Origin of the sequence: Zobellia alginiliquefaciens, assembly GCF_029323795.1 — a bacterium.
GTDB classification, from domain to species: Bacteria; Bacteroidota; Bacteroidia; order Flavobacteriales; family Flavobacteriaceae; genus Zobellia; species Zobellia alginiliquefaciens.
The window spans coordinates 2,781,055-2,796,442 of the sequence record NZ_CP119758.1 but is presented as its reverse complement, the minus strand read 5'-3'; the positions used below and the strand labels follow the sequence as shown (position 1 = coordinate 2,796,442).

Here is a 15,388-nt window from a genome sequence, read left to right as displayed (position 1 = left end):
AATATCTTTGTTTATTGGATGGTGTAGGTTGGATTATCGGCATCTGCCAAGAATAAAGTAATGGTATAGGTACCAGCACTTACAAGGATATTAGCACCATCTAGTTCCAAGGTACCATCTGCGTCATCATCACCATAATTTAGGTCCCACGCATCGTTGGCCCTGAACTTCATCTCACCATCCAACAGCGTAACATTCTCTAAAATCCAAACCCCTTCATTGGCATAATCCGGCGTGAAACGCATGTTAGGTCCGTCCCAGCCGTTTGGTGCAGCATCACCCACCAAGCCCCAAATATCTATTGGCTCTAAGGTGTACAGGTTATTGGTAAAATCTACAGAAACTAGGTAGTTACCAGCTTCTACAACAATGTTATCACCATTTTCTTCCAAAGTACCATCTAAGCCGGTATCACCATAATTAACAGTCCAATCATTGTTTTGTCTAAACTTCATTTCACCATCGGTTAAGGTAACCACAGTTCTCCACTGGTCCGTTGAAGAATCGTAAGTCAGTGGTGTATCTGGACCATCCCATCCGTTTGGTGTAGCGTCGCCAACCAAGCCCCATGTAAACGGCTCAATACCATAGCTAAAATCATTTAAGCTAAACATGATTTTGTAGGTGCCTGCCGTAACTTGAATATTGTCTCCATCTAAAACCAGGGTTCCATCTGCACCACCGTAGTTAACAGTCCAATCATTGTTTTCACGTATTTTAAGCTCTCCATCTACTAAGGTTGCATAAGCTACAAACTCATTGGCAATAGCAGTACTGTATACAGGCACATCTGGGCCATCCCATCCGTTTGGCGCAGCAGAACCAACCAAGCCCCAAGGTGAGCTTAAATCAAAACTGGTAGCGTACCCTGTAATAGTTAATGTCTGTGCAGTTGAAGAAGCTACAACATCTTTACCTAACATGGCCTCTACCCACACTTGCACTTCATTTTCTAAACCGGCCAAAGCTCCCGCTTCCACAACAGCTTCATTCAGTTCTTCTGCCAAGAAATCCTTACTTAATACATTACCCACATTTACGCGAATAGGCGTTGCTTCTGTAGCTGCATCTACTCCAACTACTACGTTGTAAGTAGGTACTGCGCCAGAGAAACCAAAATCTGGTGCTGTCCAATTAAGACTTATTACGGTTTCACCTGTCATATCCCTTGTTAATTCTAACGCATCCGTAGAAGACAAGGTTAGTTGGGTACTGGAAGTTTCGCTTACCCTTATATTTTCATCATCATCGCTACAACCCGTTACCAAAACTGCTAGTGCCACAATAGATGTATATAGAAATGCTAAATTTTTCTTCATCTTCTTAATATTTAGTTAGTATAGCCCGGGTTTTGTTCCAATAATGGATTGGCCTGTAAAGCCTCTAAAGGAAATGGAAATAGGTTGTAATGGTCTGGAATTGATGTTCCGTCTACCACATTACCTTTCCAAGGCCAATTGTAAGTTCCTCCCGTAAAGCGGTTAAAACGTATTAAATCTTGTCTCCTGTGCCCTTCGTAATACAACTCCCGGGCACGCTCGTCTATTAAGAATTGTTCAGTAAGGTCTGCTTCTGTAATATTACCGCTGGTATCACCGTATGCTCTTTCTCTTAAGGTATTAATATAAGCTACCGCTTGAGCAACAGAACCACCGCCACCTCTAAAGTAGGCCTCTGCATACATTAGGTAAGCATCTGCTAAACGGAATAGGGGAATATCGGTATCTGAAAAACTACTTTGCCCAGAGCTACCATCAGAATATTGGTTTTGGAATTTTGTGGTCGGGTAACCACTTTCCCAAGTACGGTAGTCGTCCATTTCATACGTATGGCCATCTGTCCAGAAAATAGCCCTGCTATCTCCTGTTGTTTCCAAATCTCCAAACAAGCCATAAATAGCAGGTGTACAGCGGTGACCGAACCAACTATCGGAATTACCAAATTCAGCTATTGGCATCGTAGTATCTCCTAAACTACCGTTGGTAAGATAGGTAGCCGTACCATAAGACTGTACATTAGTTTTGTCTCCAATAATTGGAAAAATAATTTCAGGTGAAGTAAAGTTATCTCCCTGAAAGATTGACTGGTAATCGTCATCTAAGGTAAATGGTGACTCTAAAAGCACTTTTTCACTGTAGGTTAACGCATCTGAATACCTATCCGTACCTGTATACACTTCGGCATTTAAATAAATTTTAGCCAATAACATGTGTACTGCCGCTTTGTTTGCCCTACCGTATTCATTGTTCGCTGGCATAATTTCTTCTACAGCCAACAATTCACTTTCTACAAACTCAAATACTTCCGTACGGGTACTCTTGACTCTGCTAACCCCTGTTACCCCGTCTGCTTCTGTTACGATCACCACACCTCCAAAGGTATCCATCAAATAGTAGTAAAATAAGGCACGTAAAAAACGGGCTTCCGCCACATATACATCGGCATTTGGCTCATCTGTTTTCTGCACGTCTATTATGAAGTTATTTATCTGTGCAATATTGAAATAACTTCTGTTGTATAAGTAACCAAAAAACTTGTTGGTAGGCACCCAATTGGTTGCCGTGGTCAGTGGGTCCAATCCTCCATCTCCCCAACGGTTTTTAGCAATATCAGTGGTTAGTTCCTGCATGTTCCAAATAGCTCTAAAAAACACGGTCTCGCCAGGGTCATCTCCGGCAATATCCGCTTGTTGATTATCGCTACCGGGAATACCAATACCATGTAAAGCTAATCCGCCATATAATTTCCCTAGGATTCCTAAGGTGGCGTCAGGGTCTGAATCCAATAAGTTGTCTAAACTCTGTTCGACTCTTGGTTCTGTATTTAAATCGTCTGTACAGCCTACGAAAACCGAAACTGCAATTAGTCCGAATATTATTTTTTTAATCATCTGTAGTTAGTTTTTAGAAATCAACATTTACACCTAATGTATAGGTACGTGGACGCGCATAAGGCGAAGATTCTATACCATCGAAATTCTCAGGGTCCAGACCATCATAATCAGTAATCACGAATACATTGTTGGCAGAACCGTAGAATCTAAGGCTCAACTTTTTATCCTTAAAGGGCGTAAGATTATACCCTATAGTGATGTTATCCAATCTTAAGAATGAAGCATCTGACAAATAAAAATCTGACAAGGCTTGAGTATCCGAAGGTATTTCCGGGAATCCGTTGTACTTCACTCCATCGAAAAGGTCCAACGTATTGTCTATAAATCCTGAATCTGTTTGCGGAATAGCAGCTTGGGCATACCCTCTATTCAACAAATTAGCATTGTAAACATTGCCTCCTAACTGACCTCTTAAGTTAGCGGTAAAATCAAGATTCTTATATTGCATAAACGTTCCAAAACCATAGGTCCATTTGGGTTCAAACGGAATAAACCTTCTATCGGCATCAGAAATAATTCCATCACCATTCTGATCTACAAAAGCATCTTCAATTACCTTACCATCAGCATCATATACCTGCTCGTACAACCAGAAGGTACGGTTACGTTCACCTACCGCAGTTTGCCCAATATTTACACCGGTACCACGCCCAATACCTCCCCCGCTAGAAAACTGGGTAATATTATCTAAATCTGTAATGTAAGTTTCATTGAACGCTGCATTTGCATTGAATTCCAATGTAAAATCTTCCTTTTGAATAGGTCTAAATTGAAGAGCGCCTTCAAAACCTTTGCTTTCGGTTTCTCCTACATTACTTACAAACCTGTTACGTAAAGCTCCTTCAGACTGCGGCACCTCTGCCAATAAATCCGTGGTAGTCCTAATGTAACCATCTACACTACCACTCAACATATTGGAGAATAGATTGAAATCAACACCCAAATTGAAAGTTGAAGTCTTTTCCCAAGTCAAATCAGGGTTAAAAGCATTCGCTCGATACGTAGTTACCACCTGGTTACCAAACACATAACTTACTGTTGGATCACCATCATCATACAAAGCAGTATAAGGGAAATAGCCTACTGGCCCCGTAATATCTTGTTGCCCGGTTAAACCCCAACCTAGCCTCAATTTTAATTGGTCTATCCAATCTGATGCTTCTAGGAAATTTTCTTCATCTAATTTCCAGGCTAAAGCTGCCGCTGGAAAATAACCCCATCTATCCTCCTCAGAAAATAGAGAGGAAGCGTCTGCCCTTACTGAAGCGGTCAATAAAAAACTATCGAAAATGGTTAGGTTGGTCCTAGCAAAATACGACTGAAGATTCAAAACAGTATAATACTGAAAAGGCTGTTGTGGTTCTCTAAAGCCATTCTCCGTGGTAGTTGGAAAAGTAGTTCCCTGTGTGGTAAAGTTCTGGTACGCGTAACCTGCTTGCACATCGAACCTATTGATAGCCCCATCAAAATCTTTTGCATAATTTAAATATGCATCTAATAGATGGTCTCTTTTAATTTGATTCTCACTAAAACTCTCGCTGAAGTTGTTGAAAATTGGCAGACCATCAAATACCGTATAGGCTCCAATGGCATTTGGCAAAAAGTATTCATTGATCGTAGACTCTGAATAGTCAATACCTGTGTTTACCACCACAGTTAATTCTTCAAAACCATGAATTTTATATCTGAATTCTGCACTACCAATAAACCTATCCGCATCTTCATTACGCTCTCTTTGTTTTAATAAAGCCAATGGATTTGAGGAACCAACAACACCTTGATCATCGGTTATTTGGTAATATCCACCAAAAATTCCACCTTGAGGGTCGTAAATGGGCAAAGTAGGGTTTGAGGCCAACGCGCTCCCTATGGCACCCGTATCTGGCTGATCTTTTTCAGTAGCGATACCCTTAGCATTGATGGTTACCTTTAAATGTTGGTCAAAAAACTCAGGAGCAATATTTAAAGAAACCGTATACCTATCTAATTGTGATTCTTTTAAAATACCCGCAATTTCCGAGTGCCCAAAAGAAGCTCTGATCGGTATTACATTAAAAAGATTACCTCTAGCCGTTAAGTTGTTGTTGATAGTGTAGGAAGTTCTATAAATCTCTTCTTGCCAATCCGTATCATAAATAGTTCCGTTCAGCCCTAACAGACCCGTACTTTCAGGATATGTACTCTGGATAAAATCTACATAATCAGATGAATCAAAAATATCTATTTGATTGCTCAAGGTACCCACCTGCACGTTAGAAGAGAAGTTAAATTGAGGCGCGCCCTTCGTACCGGACTTTGTAGTAATAATGATTACCCCATTAGAAGCTCGCGAGCCATAAATAGCAGTAGAAGATGCATCTTTTAATACTGAAAAGGACTCAATATCATTAGGGTTAATCAAGGTTAAAGGATTCGCCTGACCCGCAGGGTTCTGATTAGATAACGGCACCCCATCAATTACAATTAGCGGACTATTATTGGCATTCAAGGAAGAACCACCGCGAATTCTAATATTAATTCCTGCATCAGGGTCACCACCATTGTTTACAACGCGTACCCCGGCAGATTTACCAGTTATCATTTGGTCTGCCGTTGTTATGGCTCCTTTGTTTAAATCTTCGGCAGTCAACAAATCAACGGCACCGGTAGCATCTTTCTTTGTTGTCGTTCCATAACCGATAATAACCACCTCATCAAGTTGTGATATATCACTTTCCATGGCCACATTTACCACCTCGGACGAAACTGTTACCTCCTTACTCTTTAGACCAATAAACGTAAACACCAGTACATCGCCTTCATTGGCTTGTATGGAATAATTTCCGTCAAAATCCGTGGTAACACCATTTGTAGTTCCCTTTATAATAATTGTAGCGCCGGGTAAGGGTAAACCCAGATCATCTATGACCGTACCGGTCACGTTTAGCTGCGCCAATGCAAAAAATGGCGCACAGAAAAGCATCAAGAAAAACATTGTAATTTTCTTTCGCATAAGTGAGTTAAGTTTAAGTTAGTTGTTAAGCGTTGAGCACTCTTTTAATTTCCTTTTAAAACTACTTTACGATAGTCTTTCATTCGCTTCATTTTATAAAATGACCTAAATTGAGACGTGAAACATTGTTTTTAAAAAGATACTCTAGGCAAAACAACCACAACTAAACAGCTGAAAATCAAAATACTAACACTTAAACAAGAACTAGCTGAATGTCCATATGGGGATACTGAGCGTTTATTGTTAAAATTGACAACAGCATAAGAAGAAAGAAGCGAATTACGGATTTACCCAATCAATTATGAAAAAAATTTCTAATTGATAATATTACGTGGCGTAGAAAATGAATATCTGAATTGCCATATGGAAATACGTAAAAAAAAGACTGAACAAAATACCAAAACCTAAACTCGGGGATTAACGACAAACCTTCCATTTATAGTGAACTTAAACATACAAGACGGTATGTTCTTTTCACGAACTTAAAGTTCATGAGCCATATGATTACCTACAAACTCCGGCAATACAACCTCCTCAATTTTAGCAATAGCCTCACTTACGGGAGTTTCAGACTTTCTTAGGTTGATAGCCATATGGTTGACTCCCACATTTTCATAGGACTTTAAATATTCTGTAAGATGATTGATACCTACCGTACCTCCAAAACGCTGTGGTCTAAAAGTCGCGTTGTCGTCTTTTGATAGGTTTAAATGTATAGCAGAGATATAAGGTTTTGCTGCTTGGTCTTCATCATACAATGCATTACACCAGTATTTTCTGTTCTCTAAAGTTTCGGCAACAGGTCTTGGGTAATTAAACCAAGCTTGTGCGTTTTTTGCAATCCAATTGATACTTTGTCCGGAATGACCAGCTACTACAAGCGGAATGTCTTTTTTTGGTTTAGGATAAACTTCTATATCGTTAGTTAAAAAATCGTATTTAGATTTTAAATTGCTATTTGTTTTCCAAGCTTCTTTAATAATATCAAGATTTTCTCTAAAGATTTCAGGTCTTTTTTTATAGTCGATATCATACATTGGGAACTCCACAGGTCTGTCGCCCAAACCTAAGCCTAACAAAAGTCTGCCATCACTTAAATTTTCTATGGTAGCAGCAGCTTTCGCTAATTTTATAGGCTGTTGTAATGGCAATACTATGGCAGCTGTACCCAACAAAATGTTTTTGGTAGCAGCAGCTAAATAGCCCAAATATGGAAGCGTATCGAATAATTGTGCACCATCGCCAAAGTTAGGGTCGTACACAGGAACATCTCGCATCCATAAAGCTGCGAATCCTGCTTCGTCAATTTGTTGTGCTAATGCTAAGTGATTGGAGATATCTGGAACTCCGAAAGGTCTGTTGTCTTCCAAGCGTTTGCGGTTTCCTTCTGTTGACCAATCGTTATCTAAAGGGAACTCTATACCCAATGTCATTTTACCTGGTTTGTATAATTTATCAAATGGATTCATAGTGTGTGTTTTTTAAATTCATCAGGTATCCGCTAAGACACCTGATGAATAATGTGATTAAGCATTCCAGATACTATCTGCCGTGTAGGGTCCGTTGTCAACTTCCCAAAATTTACCGTCAATAAAGCGGTGCGCTTTGTCTAAATCTTTCAACAACGCCATATCTTCTTCTGTAAGCGTATGGTTTAAGGTCTCTAAATTCTGAAGCAATCTCGCTTCATTAATAGATTTAGGAATGACCGCAATGCCTCGTTGCATCGTATACGACAATGCTACTTGTGCAGGCGACATACGTCTTGCTTTGGCAATGTTTTTTATCGTATCATTTTCTAACAAACGTAGCGTGCTATTTTCATCTACAAGCGAACCTAAAGGTGCGTATGCAGTTAGCAGAATATCGTTTTTTAAGCAGAATGATTGTAATGCATCTTGCTGCAAAAACGGATGCATTTCTACCTGATTCATTTCTGGTTGATGCACAGCAGTCGCTAGTATTTCTTTCAACTGATTTTCATTGAAATTGCTCACGCCAATATGCTTTGCAAGTCCTTCCTCTAAAGCAGCTTCCATCCCTTTCCAAGTATTGGTTAAAGGCACTTCTGATAATGGAACAAAATCGGATGCTTTTTCAGGCATTTCCGTTCCTTTTTTAAGAGCGACAGGCCAATGGATAAGATACAGGTCTAGGTATTCTAGTTGTAAATCTTCTAAAGTCTGGTTCAGTGCAGGAATCACATTCTCCTCACCGTGGGAAGCATTCCATAATTTGGAAGTCACCCATAAATCCTCTCTTGTAACCAAACCTTGATTTATGGCTTCAGCAATGGCGTTACCTACTTCTTTTTCGTTTCCGTAAGCCGCAGCACAATCTATATGTCTGTATCCTATTTTAATAGCCGAAAGTACAGCATTGTACACTTCATTTGGTTCAGAACGAAACGTTCCTAAACCTAAAATTGGCATTTCGTCGTTATTTCTAAATTTTAATGCAGTCATTATTTATATTTTTTCTTTTTTGAATAAAACTAAGGTTAACAAGAATCCCACAATTACTAGAATCCCACCTACCCAAGGAGTCGCTTCAATACCCAAGCTCGATTCTACAACCATTCCGCCTACATAGGCACCAATAGCAATACCGACGTTAAAAGCTGCAATGTTTAAGGCAGATGCTACATCTTCGGTTCCTGGCAAGTATTTTTCAGCCATCTTCACCACGTATAATTGCAATGCTGGTACGTTTGAAAACGCTAATATTCCCATAAAAAACAAGGTTACGATGGCGAAAATCTGACTAGAAGCGGTGAAGTATAACAAAAACAACACTATGGCTTGTAAAGCAAACATTACCAATAAGGCTTTGCCTGGTTTGTTGTTAGAGACTTTACCACCTATGATATTTCCAATCGCGATGGCAATACCATAGATTAAAAGGAATACACTAGTCATATTTGAAGAGAAACCGGTTACTTCTTCCAACAAAGGTGTTAAGTACGTAAAAGTGACAAACGTACCTCCATAACCAAATGCGGTAATGGCTAACACCAATAAAATAGACGGATTCTTAATCACCTTTAATTGGTCTATAAGTCGTAATGGAGCAGATTGTTTAATGTTTTTAGGAACCAAAGCTAAACTAGCTATTGCACCTACTAATCCTAAAAGGGCAACACCAATAAAAGTAGCTCTCCATCCAAAATTCTGACCTATATATGTTCCTAAAGGAACACCGGTTACAATGGCTACCGTTAGACCTGCAAACATTATAGAAATGGCTGTTGCTCGCTTATCTTTTGGCACCAAACTAGCTGCAATGGTAGACCCGATAGAAAAGAATACACCGTGAGCAAAACCTGTTACAACTCTAGATAATAGCAACAACTCAAAACTGGGTGAGATAGCTGCTAAACCGTTACCAATGATGAATAGTAACATAATACCCATTAATAATTGTTTTCTTGGAATTTTACCAGTTAAGGCAGTTAAAATAGGTGCACCAATGGCAACACCAATGGCGTACAGACTTACTAATAATCCTGCTGATGTTAATGAGGTGCCTAGGTCACTTGCAACGGTAGATAATAAACCTACAATTACAAATTCCGTTGTTCCTATGGCAAATGCACTTATGGTTAATGCCCATAATGCTGCTGGTAGACTCTTCTTTTTGGCTACCGTAGTATCTCTATGTATTGTTGATGTTTCCATAATTTCTAATTGTTTTTTGTTATTGTTATTTAATGGCAACAGGGTTTATTTGTACTTGCGTAGAGCCTTCATATAAAGGATGACCTAATACAAAAAGGAATTCCCAAGCTTTATCCTCAACCAACTCATCTACAAGAATATTTTCCAAAACTTGTACACCGTATTCAGTTGCCATCATTTGATTTACAGGGAAAGAAAGTTCGCTGTTTTCGTGTGGTACTGCTTCAAAAGACCAGTTGTCTGCACCTGCTGCAACAATTCCTTTTTTACCTAAATAATGCGCAGCTTCCGTACCAATTCCAGGTCCGCCAGCTAGGTAACGTTTGTCATCTTTACCCATTAATTTGGTCCATCCTGTGTAAAACAGAACCACATCTCCTTTACGGATTTCAATGCCTTGTTTTTTGGCTACTTTTTCAATGTCTTCTACTGTAAAAACAGTGCCTTCTTTTACAATATCTTGATTGTAGTAAGAGCGCATATCTAAAACAATACCTCTAGTAACAATTGGCGGTAATTTTTCTAGACCTAATTTTTTCACACCAGAAACGGTTAAAAAATCTTCTACTTTATGTCCGTTATAATGCACATTGTCTCTACCATAATGTGCCAATCCGTTTATTTGAGATCCAACACCTGTCCAACCAATTAATTGGTCATCTACATAGGTGAATTTATTAGAACCTGCAGCAGCAGTTTCTGGTTGTAACGTTTCAATATGAAAATATCTGTGACGGAAAGCTGCAGTTTCTGCATTTACTACCATTCCTAAGCGGTATACTTTTCCTTTTTTAACCAATTTTACGGCATCTAAAACTGTTTCTTCCAAAAGGTTAAGTGCACCAATTTCATCGTCTGCACCATAAGGTGACGTTGGTACTTGTTGTGCGTTTGTATTTAAAGCAGTAAAAAGTGTAGCTGCTAACGCCATTGTTTTTAAAGTATTTACTATTGTTTTCATTTTAATATGTTTTTAAATTTCTGATACAAATTTCCAATTAATGCAAGGGGTGTGCGAGGATGTACATCACCATTTTAAAGTGATGTATGTCACATTTAATACTGCGCATACATCACTTGTTTTGTTTAGAGATACTTACTCTTCATTTTTAATACCAAATAAGGTGGTTTACTAGCATCTTTTTCTTCATTTAACAAAGGCAGATTATGAAGCTGATTTGCTACGATGTACAAGTAGTTTCCGTGTATGGCAACACCATCAGGCCAAGACAGGTCTTTTTTAGACTGTGCAATGGTTTTCATTCCAGAAGGCGTACTTTCTACAATAGCTGAATTTTCAACATCGGTGACATACACTTTACCGTTTGCACCCACTTTAAATCCGTCAGATTTTGGTTTGTTGGCATAAAACTCTATGTACTTATTAAGGTCGCTATCTTGCTTGCTTTCATCCGCTAAGACAGCAGACGGAATGCGGTAAATTTTAGTGTTTCCCATTGCACCATAGTAGATGTACTTGTTATCATCATCTATAGAAATTGGGTTTAAAGGATATCTTGGCTGAATAGTAGTACCGTCTTTTCTTTTGTGAGATACTAATCTACCGTGAATTTTCACTGGCTCATCAGCAGACAAAAAAGAAGCATTCCCTTCCAGAACTCGTCTTATATAACCCGTTTCTAAGTTAATCACGACAAAAGCTGGTGCAATTGGCGGATTTAAAGCATCGGTCATGTCGGCAATGACAGCGGTGTTGTTTTTTACATCAATCACAAAATCCTGTAAAAAAGGTTTTGATGACAATACTGTATTCGGAATTGAAAAAACCTTTGTGACATTACCGGTAACCAAATCAAATCCAACCAATTTTGGAACCTGATTTTGTTTCACATTACCCATATCCAACGCCCAAAGAATTCCGTTAGCATCTGCTTGAATTCCGATGGTTGAATTGATACCTTTTATACTTCCGTTTTCTGGTTTAACAATCCATTCCTTATCTCCAAACGGTATGGCTTCTCCATTAGGCAAAATTTCTTTCACCATATATTTTGAAGCGCTTAAGGCACTCATTGTTACAAATATTCTTCCGTCGTTAGACACGGTTATATTCCCAGGTCTAGATTCTGGAAATGTTGCTATAGTTTCTAATTGTGCTTGTGCTAATAGTGTAAAATTCATTACAAAAGCGAACAAGACTGTTTTTATAATTGTTACTGTTTTCATTGTTATTGTTTTTAAAAGTGAATATGATTTAATTAGTTGCCTAAAAATTTCTTTTGGGTTGATGGGTCTACCCAAATAACATCGCTTGGGTCTCTGGCTATGGCGTCAAAAACGAGAACGTCTAACGGACCTTCTAAAATTTTTCCGTTACCGTGTGCTGTACCTTTACCCCAAAAAAGTAAGTCGCCTTTTCCTGCAACAACAGGACCTTTATCGGCAACATAAAATTCTGCTTTGCCATTTAAAATGTAGAGGTAAGCATCAGATTTTGCGTGGTAGTGCATAGGCACTTCATCATATAACCGAAAGATTCTAACACCTGCGTGCTCACGGTCTATTAATCTGATGTCTTTGATGATACCGTTGTGGCTTTTAGGAAGTAGCGTTACGTATTCATCAATATTGATAATACCGTAGGAGTTACCCATTAACGGTCTTTTGTCTTCTTGCGCATAGGCGTTAAAACCTATGGCAATTACTGTAAATAATAGAAAAAGTGTTCTTGTAGTTTTCATAGTACATTGTATTTAATTGTTCGATACAAAATTCTATGAAAACAAAGGGGTGTGCGAGGACATACATCACGGATTTTTTGTGATGTATATCAATATGGAAAAGTGATTTAGGTCACTTTTAGCTGTTAAAACGACTTAAAGTCTCTCTGGATACGCCTAAATAGGAAGCGATTAATTTTTTAGGAACGCGTTGTATTAATTTCGGAAGCTTATTTAAGAGGTACTCATACCTGCTTTCTGCGGTCATTGTAAGCAAAGACAAGATTCTTTGTTGCAAATTGATATAACCGTGGTTTGATTTAATTCTGAAAAAGTTGGCAACCGCAGGGACTTCAGAACAAATTTTTTCCCTGTTCTCTAAAGACAAACAGAAAAACTCAGAATCTTCAAGACAATCCACAAAAATAGTACCTGGTTCTTGATGTTGAAAAGCACAATGGTCGCTCACCCAATAGTTTTCCATAGCAAATTGAAGAATGTGTTCTTTGCCTTTTTCGTCTATGGAATACGCTTTTACTAAGCCTTTGATAATCCAATATTCAAAATCTACAGGTTGCCCTACTTGTATTAAAAATTGGTGTTTTTTAAGACTTTTAAATTCAAAGTGCGATTTAACAAAATTCCACTCCTCATCAGTTAAAGAAACGATTTCTTCAAAATGTTGTCTTAGTAACTGTAACTGGTCTTCCATATCGCAAAAATAAACTCCTGAAGGGTAAATCTAACAAAAAACCTATAAAATGCTGTTACCAGGAATACAATGAAGATTATTTACTTTTTCACGTTTACCCCTATTTCTTTTAGCCAAGCATCTACATTCTGTTGGGCTTGCTGCTTTCTATTTCCCTTGATTGCCAGATAAACTCCATCCCGCTCTATCCCTCCTTTTAAAGATAATACTTCGGATAGATGACAGCCCTTACACAGTTCGGACAACTGTTCCTCGCTTTTTCCCAAGCCGTAGCCTGCATTGGTGTTAAACGGATATACTTCTTTTCCTTGAAGATCATATTGATTCAAAAAGCTTCTTATGGGCGGAGGAAGTTGCATTCCCCAGGTAGGAAAGCCTAGAAAGATGCTATCATAGTCATCAATTTCTATTTCAGTTTTCAGGGTCGGTAAAAAATCCGAAGCATTCTCACGGGCCACCTGCGCCACGATGGCTTCGTAATCTTCGGGATAAGGATTGACCAATTCCAAGGAAATTAAACTGCCCCCTACCTTCTTTTGAATGATTTCGGCAAGCACTTTGGTATTTTGGGTTCTGGATAAATAAACGATTGCAGTTTTGTCCTGCGCGTTCATAACATGTGCAGAGAATAAGAATATGATAGCCAATAAGCTGTTTCTAAAAATCAAATCTGAAGGCTTTAGCAATTAATTTTCATACTCCAATTCGCTCACGGGTTCAAACCATTGGGTTGGGCCATTTTCACTACTGGAAACGGCAATGTGCGAGAAATCACTATCTGGACTCGCACCGTGCCAATGTGGGGTATTCGGCGGACATTTAACCGCATCGCCTTTACGTAATATTCTTTTGGCTTGCCCCTTTTCTTGGTAATACCCTTCACCGTCAATCGCTATGAGTAACTGTCCGGTAGGGTGTGAATGCCAATTGGTTCTTGTTCCCGGCTCGAACCTTACATTTCCCGCATACATTGCGTTTAGGCTATCTGACTCTGCCAGCATTGTGAGCCAAGCGGTACCCGTGAAATTGTCATTATCGATTTTTCGTCCGTCAGGAAATATAGAAATGTCTTCTGCCACAGACGCTTTCTTCTCTGTGCATGACGTAAACACCAACAGGGTCACCATAACCGTATAAAATATTCGTTTCTGCATCATAGCGTGTTTTTTAGCGTATTGCCCTTATTCTTGTTTTTCAAGGACTTGGCTTAAGACTGAATCAGCCGAATTCCCTTTTTCTTCCCCGGCCGTCATACCAATTATTTGAGTGAACTTCTTCAATTGCCAAGGCTGCCAACCTACATTAAGCGAAAGATTGTAATGACTCCTCAACATAGGCTCTAAGGTTCCTAAACTGGCAATAACGGAAATGGTCACCAATTCCCGCTGTTTGTAACTGAGCACATCCCGCTCAAACACATCTGCAAACAAATGCTCTTTAAGAAATCTGTCCATTTCGGGAGAGAACTTTTGGTATTCCGGTTTTCCTTCCAAAGGGCGGCCAACAAGCTCTTCCAAGATAGTCTTTCCCCGCTCGTATTTGGTTCTGGAATCATCAATAGGTGTGGCTTCCGGTCCCCAATCATCTTGAATTCCTTTGGCGGCTCTTTCTTCCAGCACTTCTAAAAGTGTTTGCAAACCGCGTATACTTCTTGGAAATCCGGCATAGGCGTAGAGATGAACCAACACTTCTTTAGCCTCGTTCACCGTAAGCTTATGATTCAATCCTTCATTGAGCACATCCTTAAGCTGTATTAAATTCCCTTGTGCAGTATGACTGGCTATTTTAACAATGCTTTTTTCTTGGTCCGATAAAGCATCGTCTTTTGATCTTGTTTCTTGTGCATTGGATTGAAACCCCATAATTAACACCGTCAACAACAATATGTTCGTGATTTTTGGGCTCTTTTTAATACGCATCATAGGTTTAGGCCTTAGTGACTTCATATTTCTGTGCAAATCAGTCTTTCAATTTATCTGCTACGCTATCATAATATTCTTGTGTTACCACTTCCGTCCATGTGGTAGGTTGTTCTCCCCCATAAATCGCTAAATAGGTCACATCACTATCCTTAGTAGAAGCATGCCAGTGCTCTGTATCCTTATCGCATTTAATCACATCACCTGCTTTAAGAATCACAGGTTCTTTTCCTCTTTCTTGATAGTAGCCTTCGCCATCTACGTAAATAAGAACCTGGGATGATGAATGTTTGTGCCAATCTAAAGTAGAATTTGCCTTAAAGGTCGCTTTGGTAATATTAAAGTCGGTTGTATCATCGGCCTGAAGTACACCGTTTAACCAAGCCTCCCCAATATAATGGGTGTTCGGGGCCTTGAAGCCTTCTTCTTTGTACGAAGACACTTTGTAGTCGCTATGCTGGGCAACAACACAAATAGGTAGCATAAATAGAACGGTAACGATTAGCTTTTTCAT

General features: G+C 39.1%; 14 protein-coding genes. All 14 read right to left on the bottom strand.

Annotated features, from left to right (window positions below):
• Positions 1 to 11: 11 nt before the first annotated feature.
• On the bottom strand, positions 12 to 1,319 hold the full coding sequence (locus tag P0077_RS11785; RefSeq protein ID WP_276165449.1) for a SusF/SusE family carbohydrate-binding protein: 1,308 nt from the start codon (positions 1,317 to 1,319) through the stop codon (positions 12 to 14).
• Positions 1,320 to 1,330: 11 nt separating this feature from the next.
• Positions 1,331 to 2,890, bottom strand: a complete 1,560-nt coding sequence (locus P0077_RS11780; protein WP_276165448.1) for a RagB/SusD family nutrient uptake outer membrane protein — start codon at positions 2,888 to 2,890, stop codon at positions 1,331 to 1,333.
• Positions 2,891 to 2,903: 13 nt separating this feature from the next.
• Complete coding sequence (locus P0077_RS11775; RefSeq protein WP_276165447.1) at positions 2,904 to 5,885, bottom strand: SusC/RagA family TonB-linked outer membrane protein; 2,982 nt, start codon at positions 5,883 to 5,885, stop codon at positions 2,904 to 2,906.
• Between the two features lie 482 nt (positions 5,886 to 6,367).
• Positions 6,368 to 7,354: a TIGR03571 family LLM class oxidoreductase gene (locus P0077_RS11770; protein WP_276165446.1), complete on the bottom strand. Its 987-nt coding sequence runs from the start codon at positions 7,352 to 7,354 to the stop codon at positions 6,368 to 6,370.
• A gap of 57 nt (positions 7,355 to 7,411) precedes the next feature.
• Positions 7,412 to 8,350, bottom strand: coding sequence for an aldo/keto reductase (locus P0077_RS11765; RefSeq protein ID WP_276165445.1), 939 nt, complete (start codon positions 8,348 to 8,350; stop codon positions 7,412 to 7,414).
• 3 nt (positions 8,351 to 8,353) lie between these two features.
• The gene (locus P0077_RS11760) at positions 8,354 to 9,562 is read right to left on the bottom strand and encodes an MFS transporter (RefSeq protein WP_276165444.1); all 1,209 of its coding nucleotides are present in this window, start codon (positions 9,560 to 9,562) and stop codon (positions 8,354 to 8,356) included.
• Positions 9,563 to 9,587: 25 nt separating this feature from the next.
• Entirely contained in the window at positions 9,588 to 10,523 is a 936-nt protein-coding gene (locus P0077_RS11755) for a cyclase family protein (RefSeq protein ID WP_276165443.1), read from the bottom strand.
• Positions 10,524 to 10,648: 125 nt separating this feature from the next.
• The gene (locus P0077_RS11750; protein ID WP_276165442.1) at positions 10,649 to 11,749 is read right to left on the bottom strand and encodes an L-dopachrome tautomerase-related protein; all 1,101 of its coding nucleotides are present in this window, start codon (positions 11,747 to 11,749) and stop codon (positions 10,649 to 10,651) included.
• A gap of 32 nt (positions 11,750 to 11,781) precedes the next feature.
• Complete coding sequence (locus P0077_RS11745) at positions 11,782 to 12,264, bottom strand: cupin domain-containing protein (RefSeq protein WP_051941812.1); 483 nt, start codon at positions 12,262 to 12,264, stop codon at positions 11,782 to 11,784.
• A 118-nt stretch (positions 12,265 to 12,382) separates the two neighbouring features.
• Positions 12,383 to 12,955 (bottom strand): Crp/Fnr family transcriptional regulator, encoded by a 573-nt coding sequence (locus P0077_RS11740; protein ID WP_276165441.1) that lies wholly within the window; start codon positions 12,953 to 12,955, stop codon positions 12,383 to 12,385.
• 80 nt (positions 12,956 to 13,035) lie between these two features.
• On the bottom strand, positions 13,036 to 13,623 hold the full coding sequence (locus tag P0077_RS11735) for a flavodoxin family protein (protein ID WP_276165440.1): 588 nt from the start codon (positions 13,621 to 13,623) through the stop codon (positions 13,036 to 13,038).
• Positions 13,624 to 13,641: 18 nt separating this feature from the next.
• Entirely contained in the window at positions 13,642 to 14,112 is a 471-nt protein-coding gene (locus P0077_RS11730) for a cupin domain-containing protein (RefSeq protein ID WP_276165439.1), read from the bottom strand.
• Positions 14,113 to 14,136: 24 nt separating this feature from the next.
• Positions 14,137 to 14,901 (bottom strand): carboxymuconolactone decarboxylase family protein, encoded by a 765-nt coding sequence (locus tag P0077_RS11725; RefSeq protein WP_276165438.1) that lies wholly within the window; start codon positions 14,899 to 14,901, stop codon positions 14,137 to 14,139.
• Positions 14,902 to 14,914: 13 nt separating this feature from the next.
• Positions 14,915 to 15,388, bottom strand: a complete 474-nt coding sequence (locus P0077_RS11720; RefSeq protein WP_276165437.1) for a cupin domain-containing protein — start codon at positions 15,386 to 15,388, stop codon at positions 14,915 to 14,917.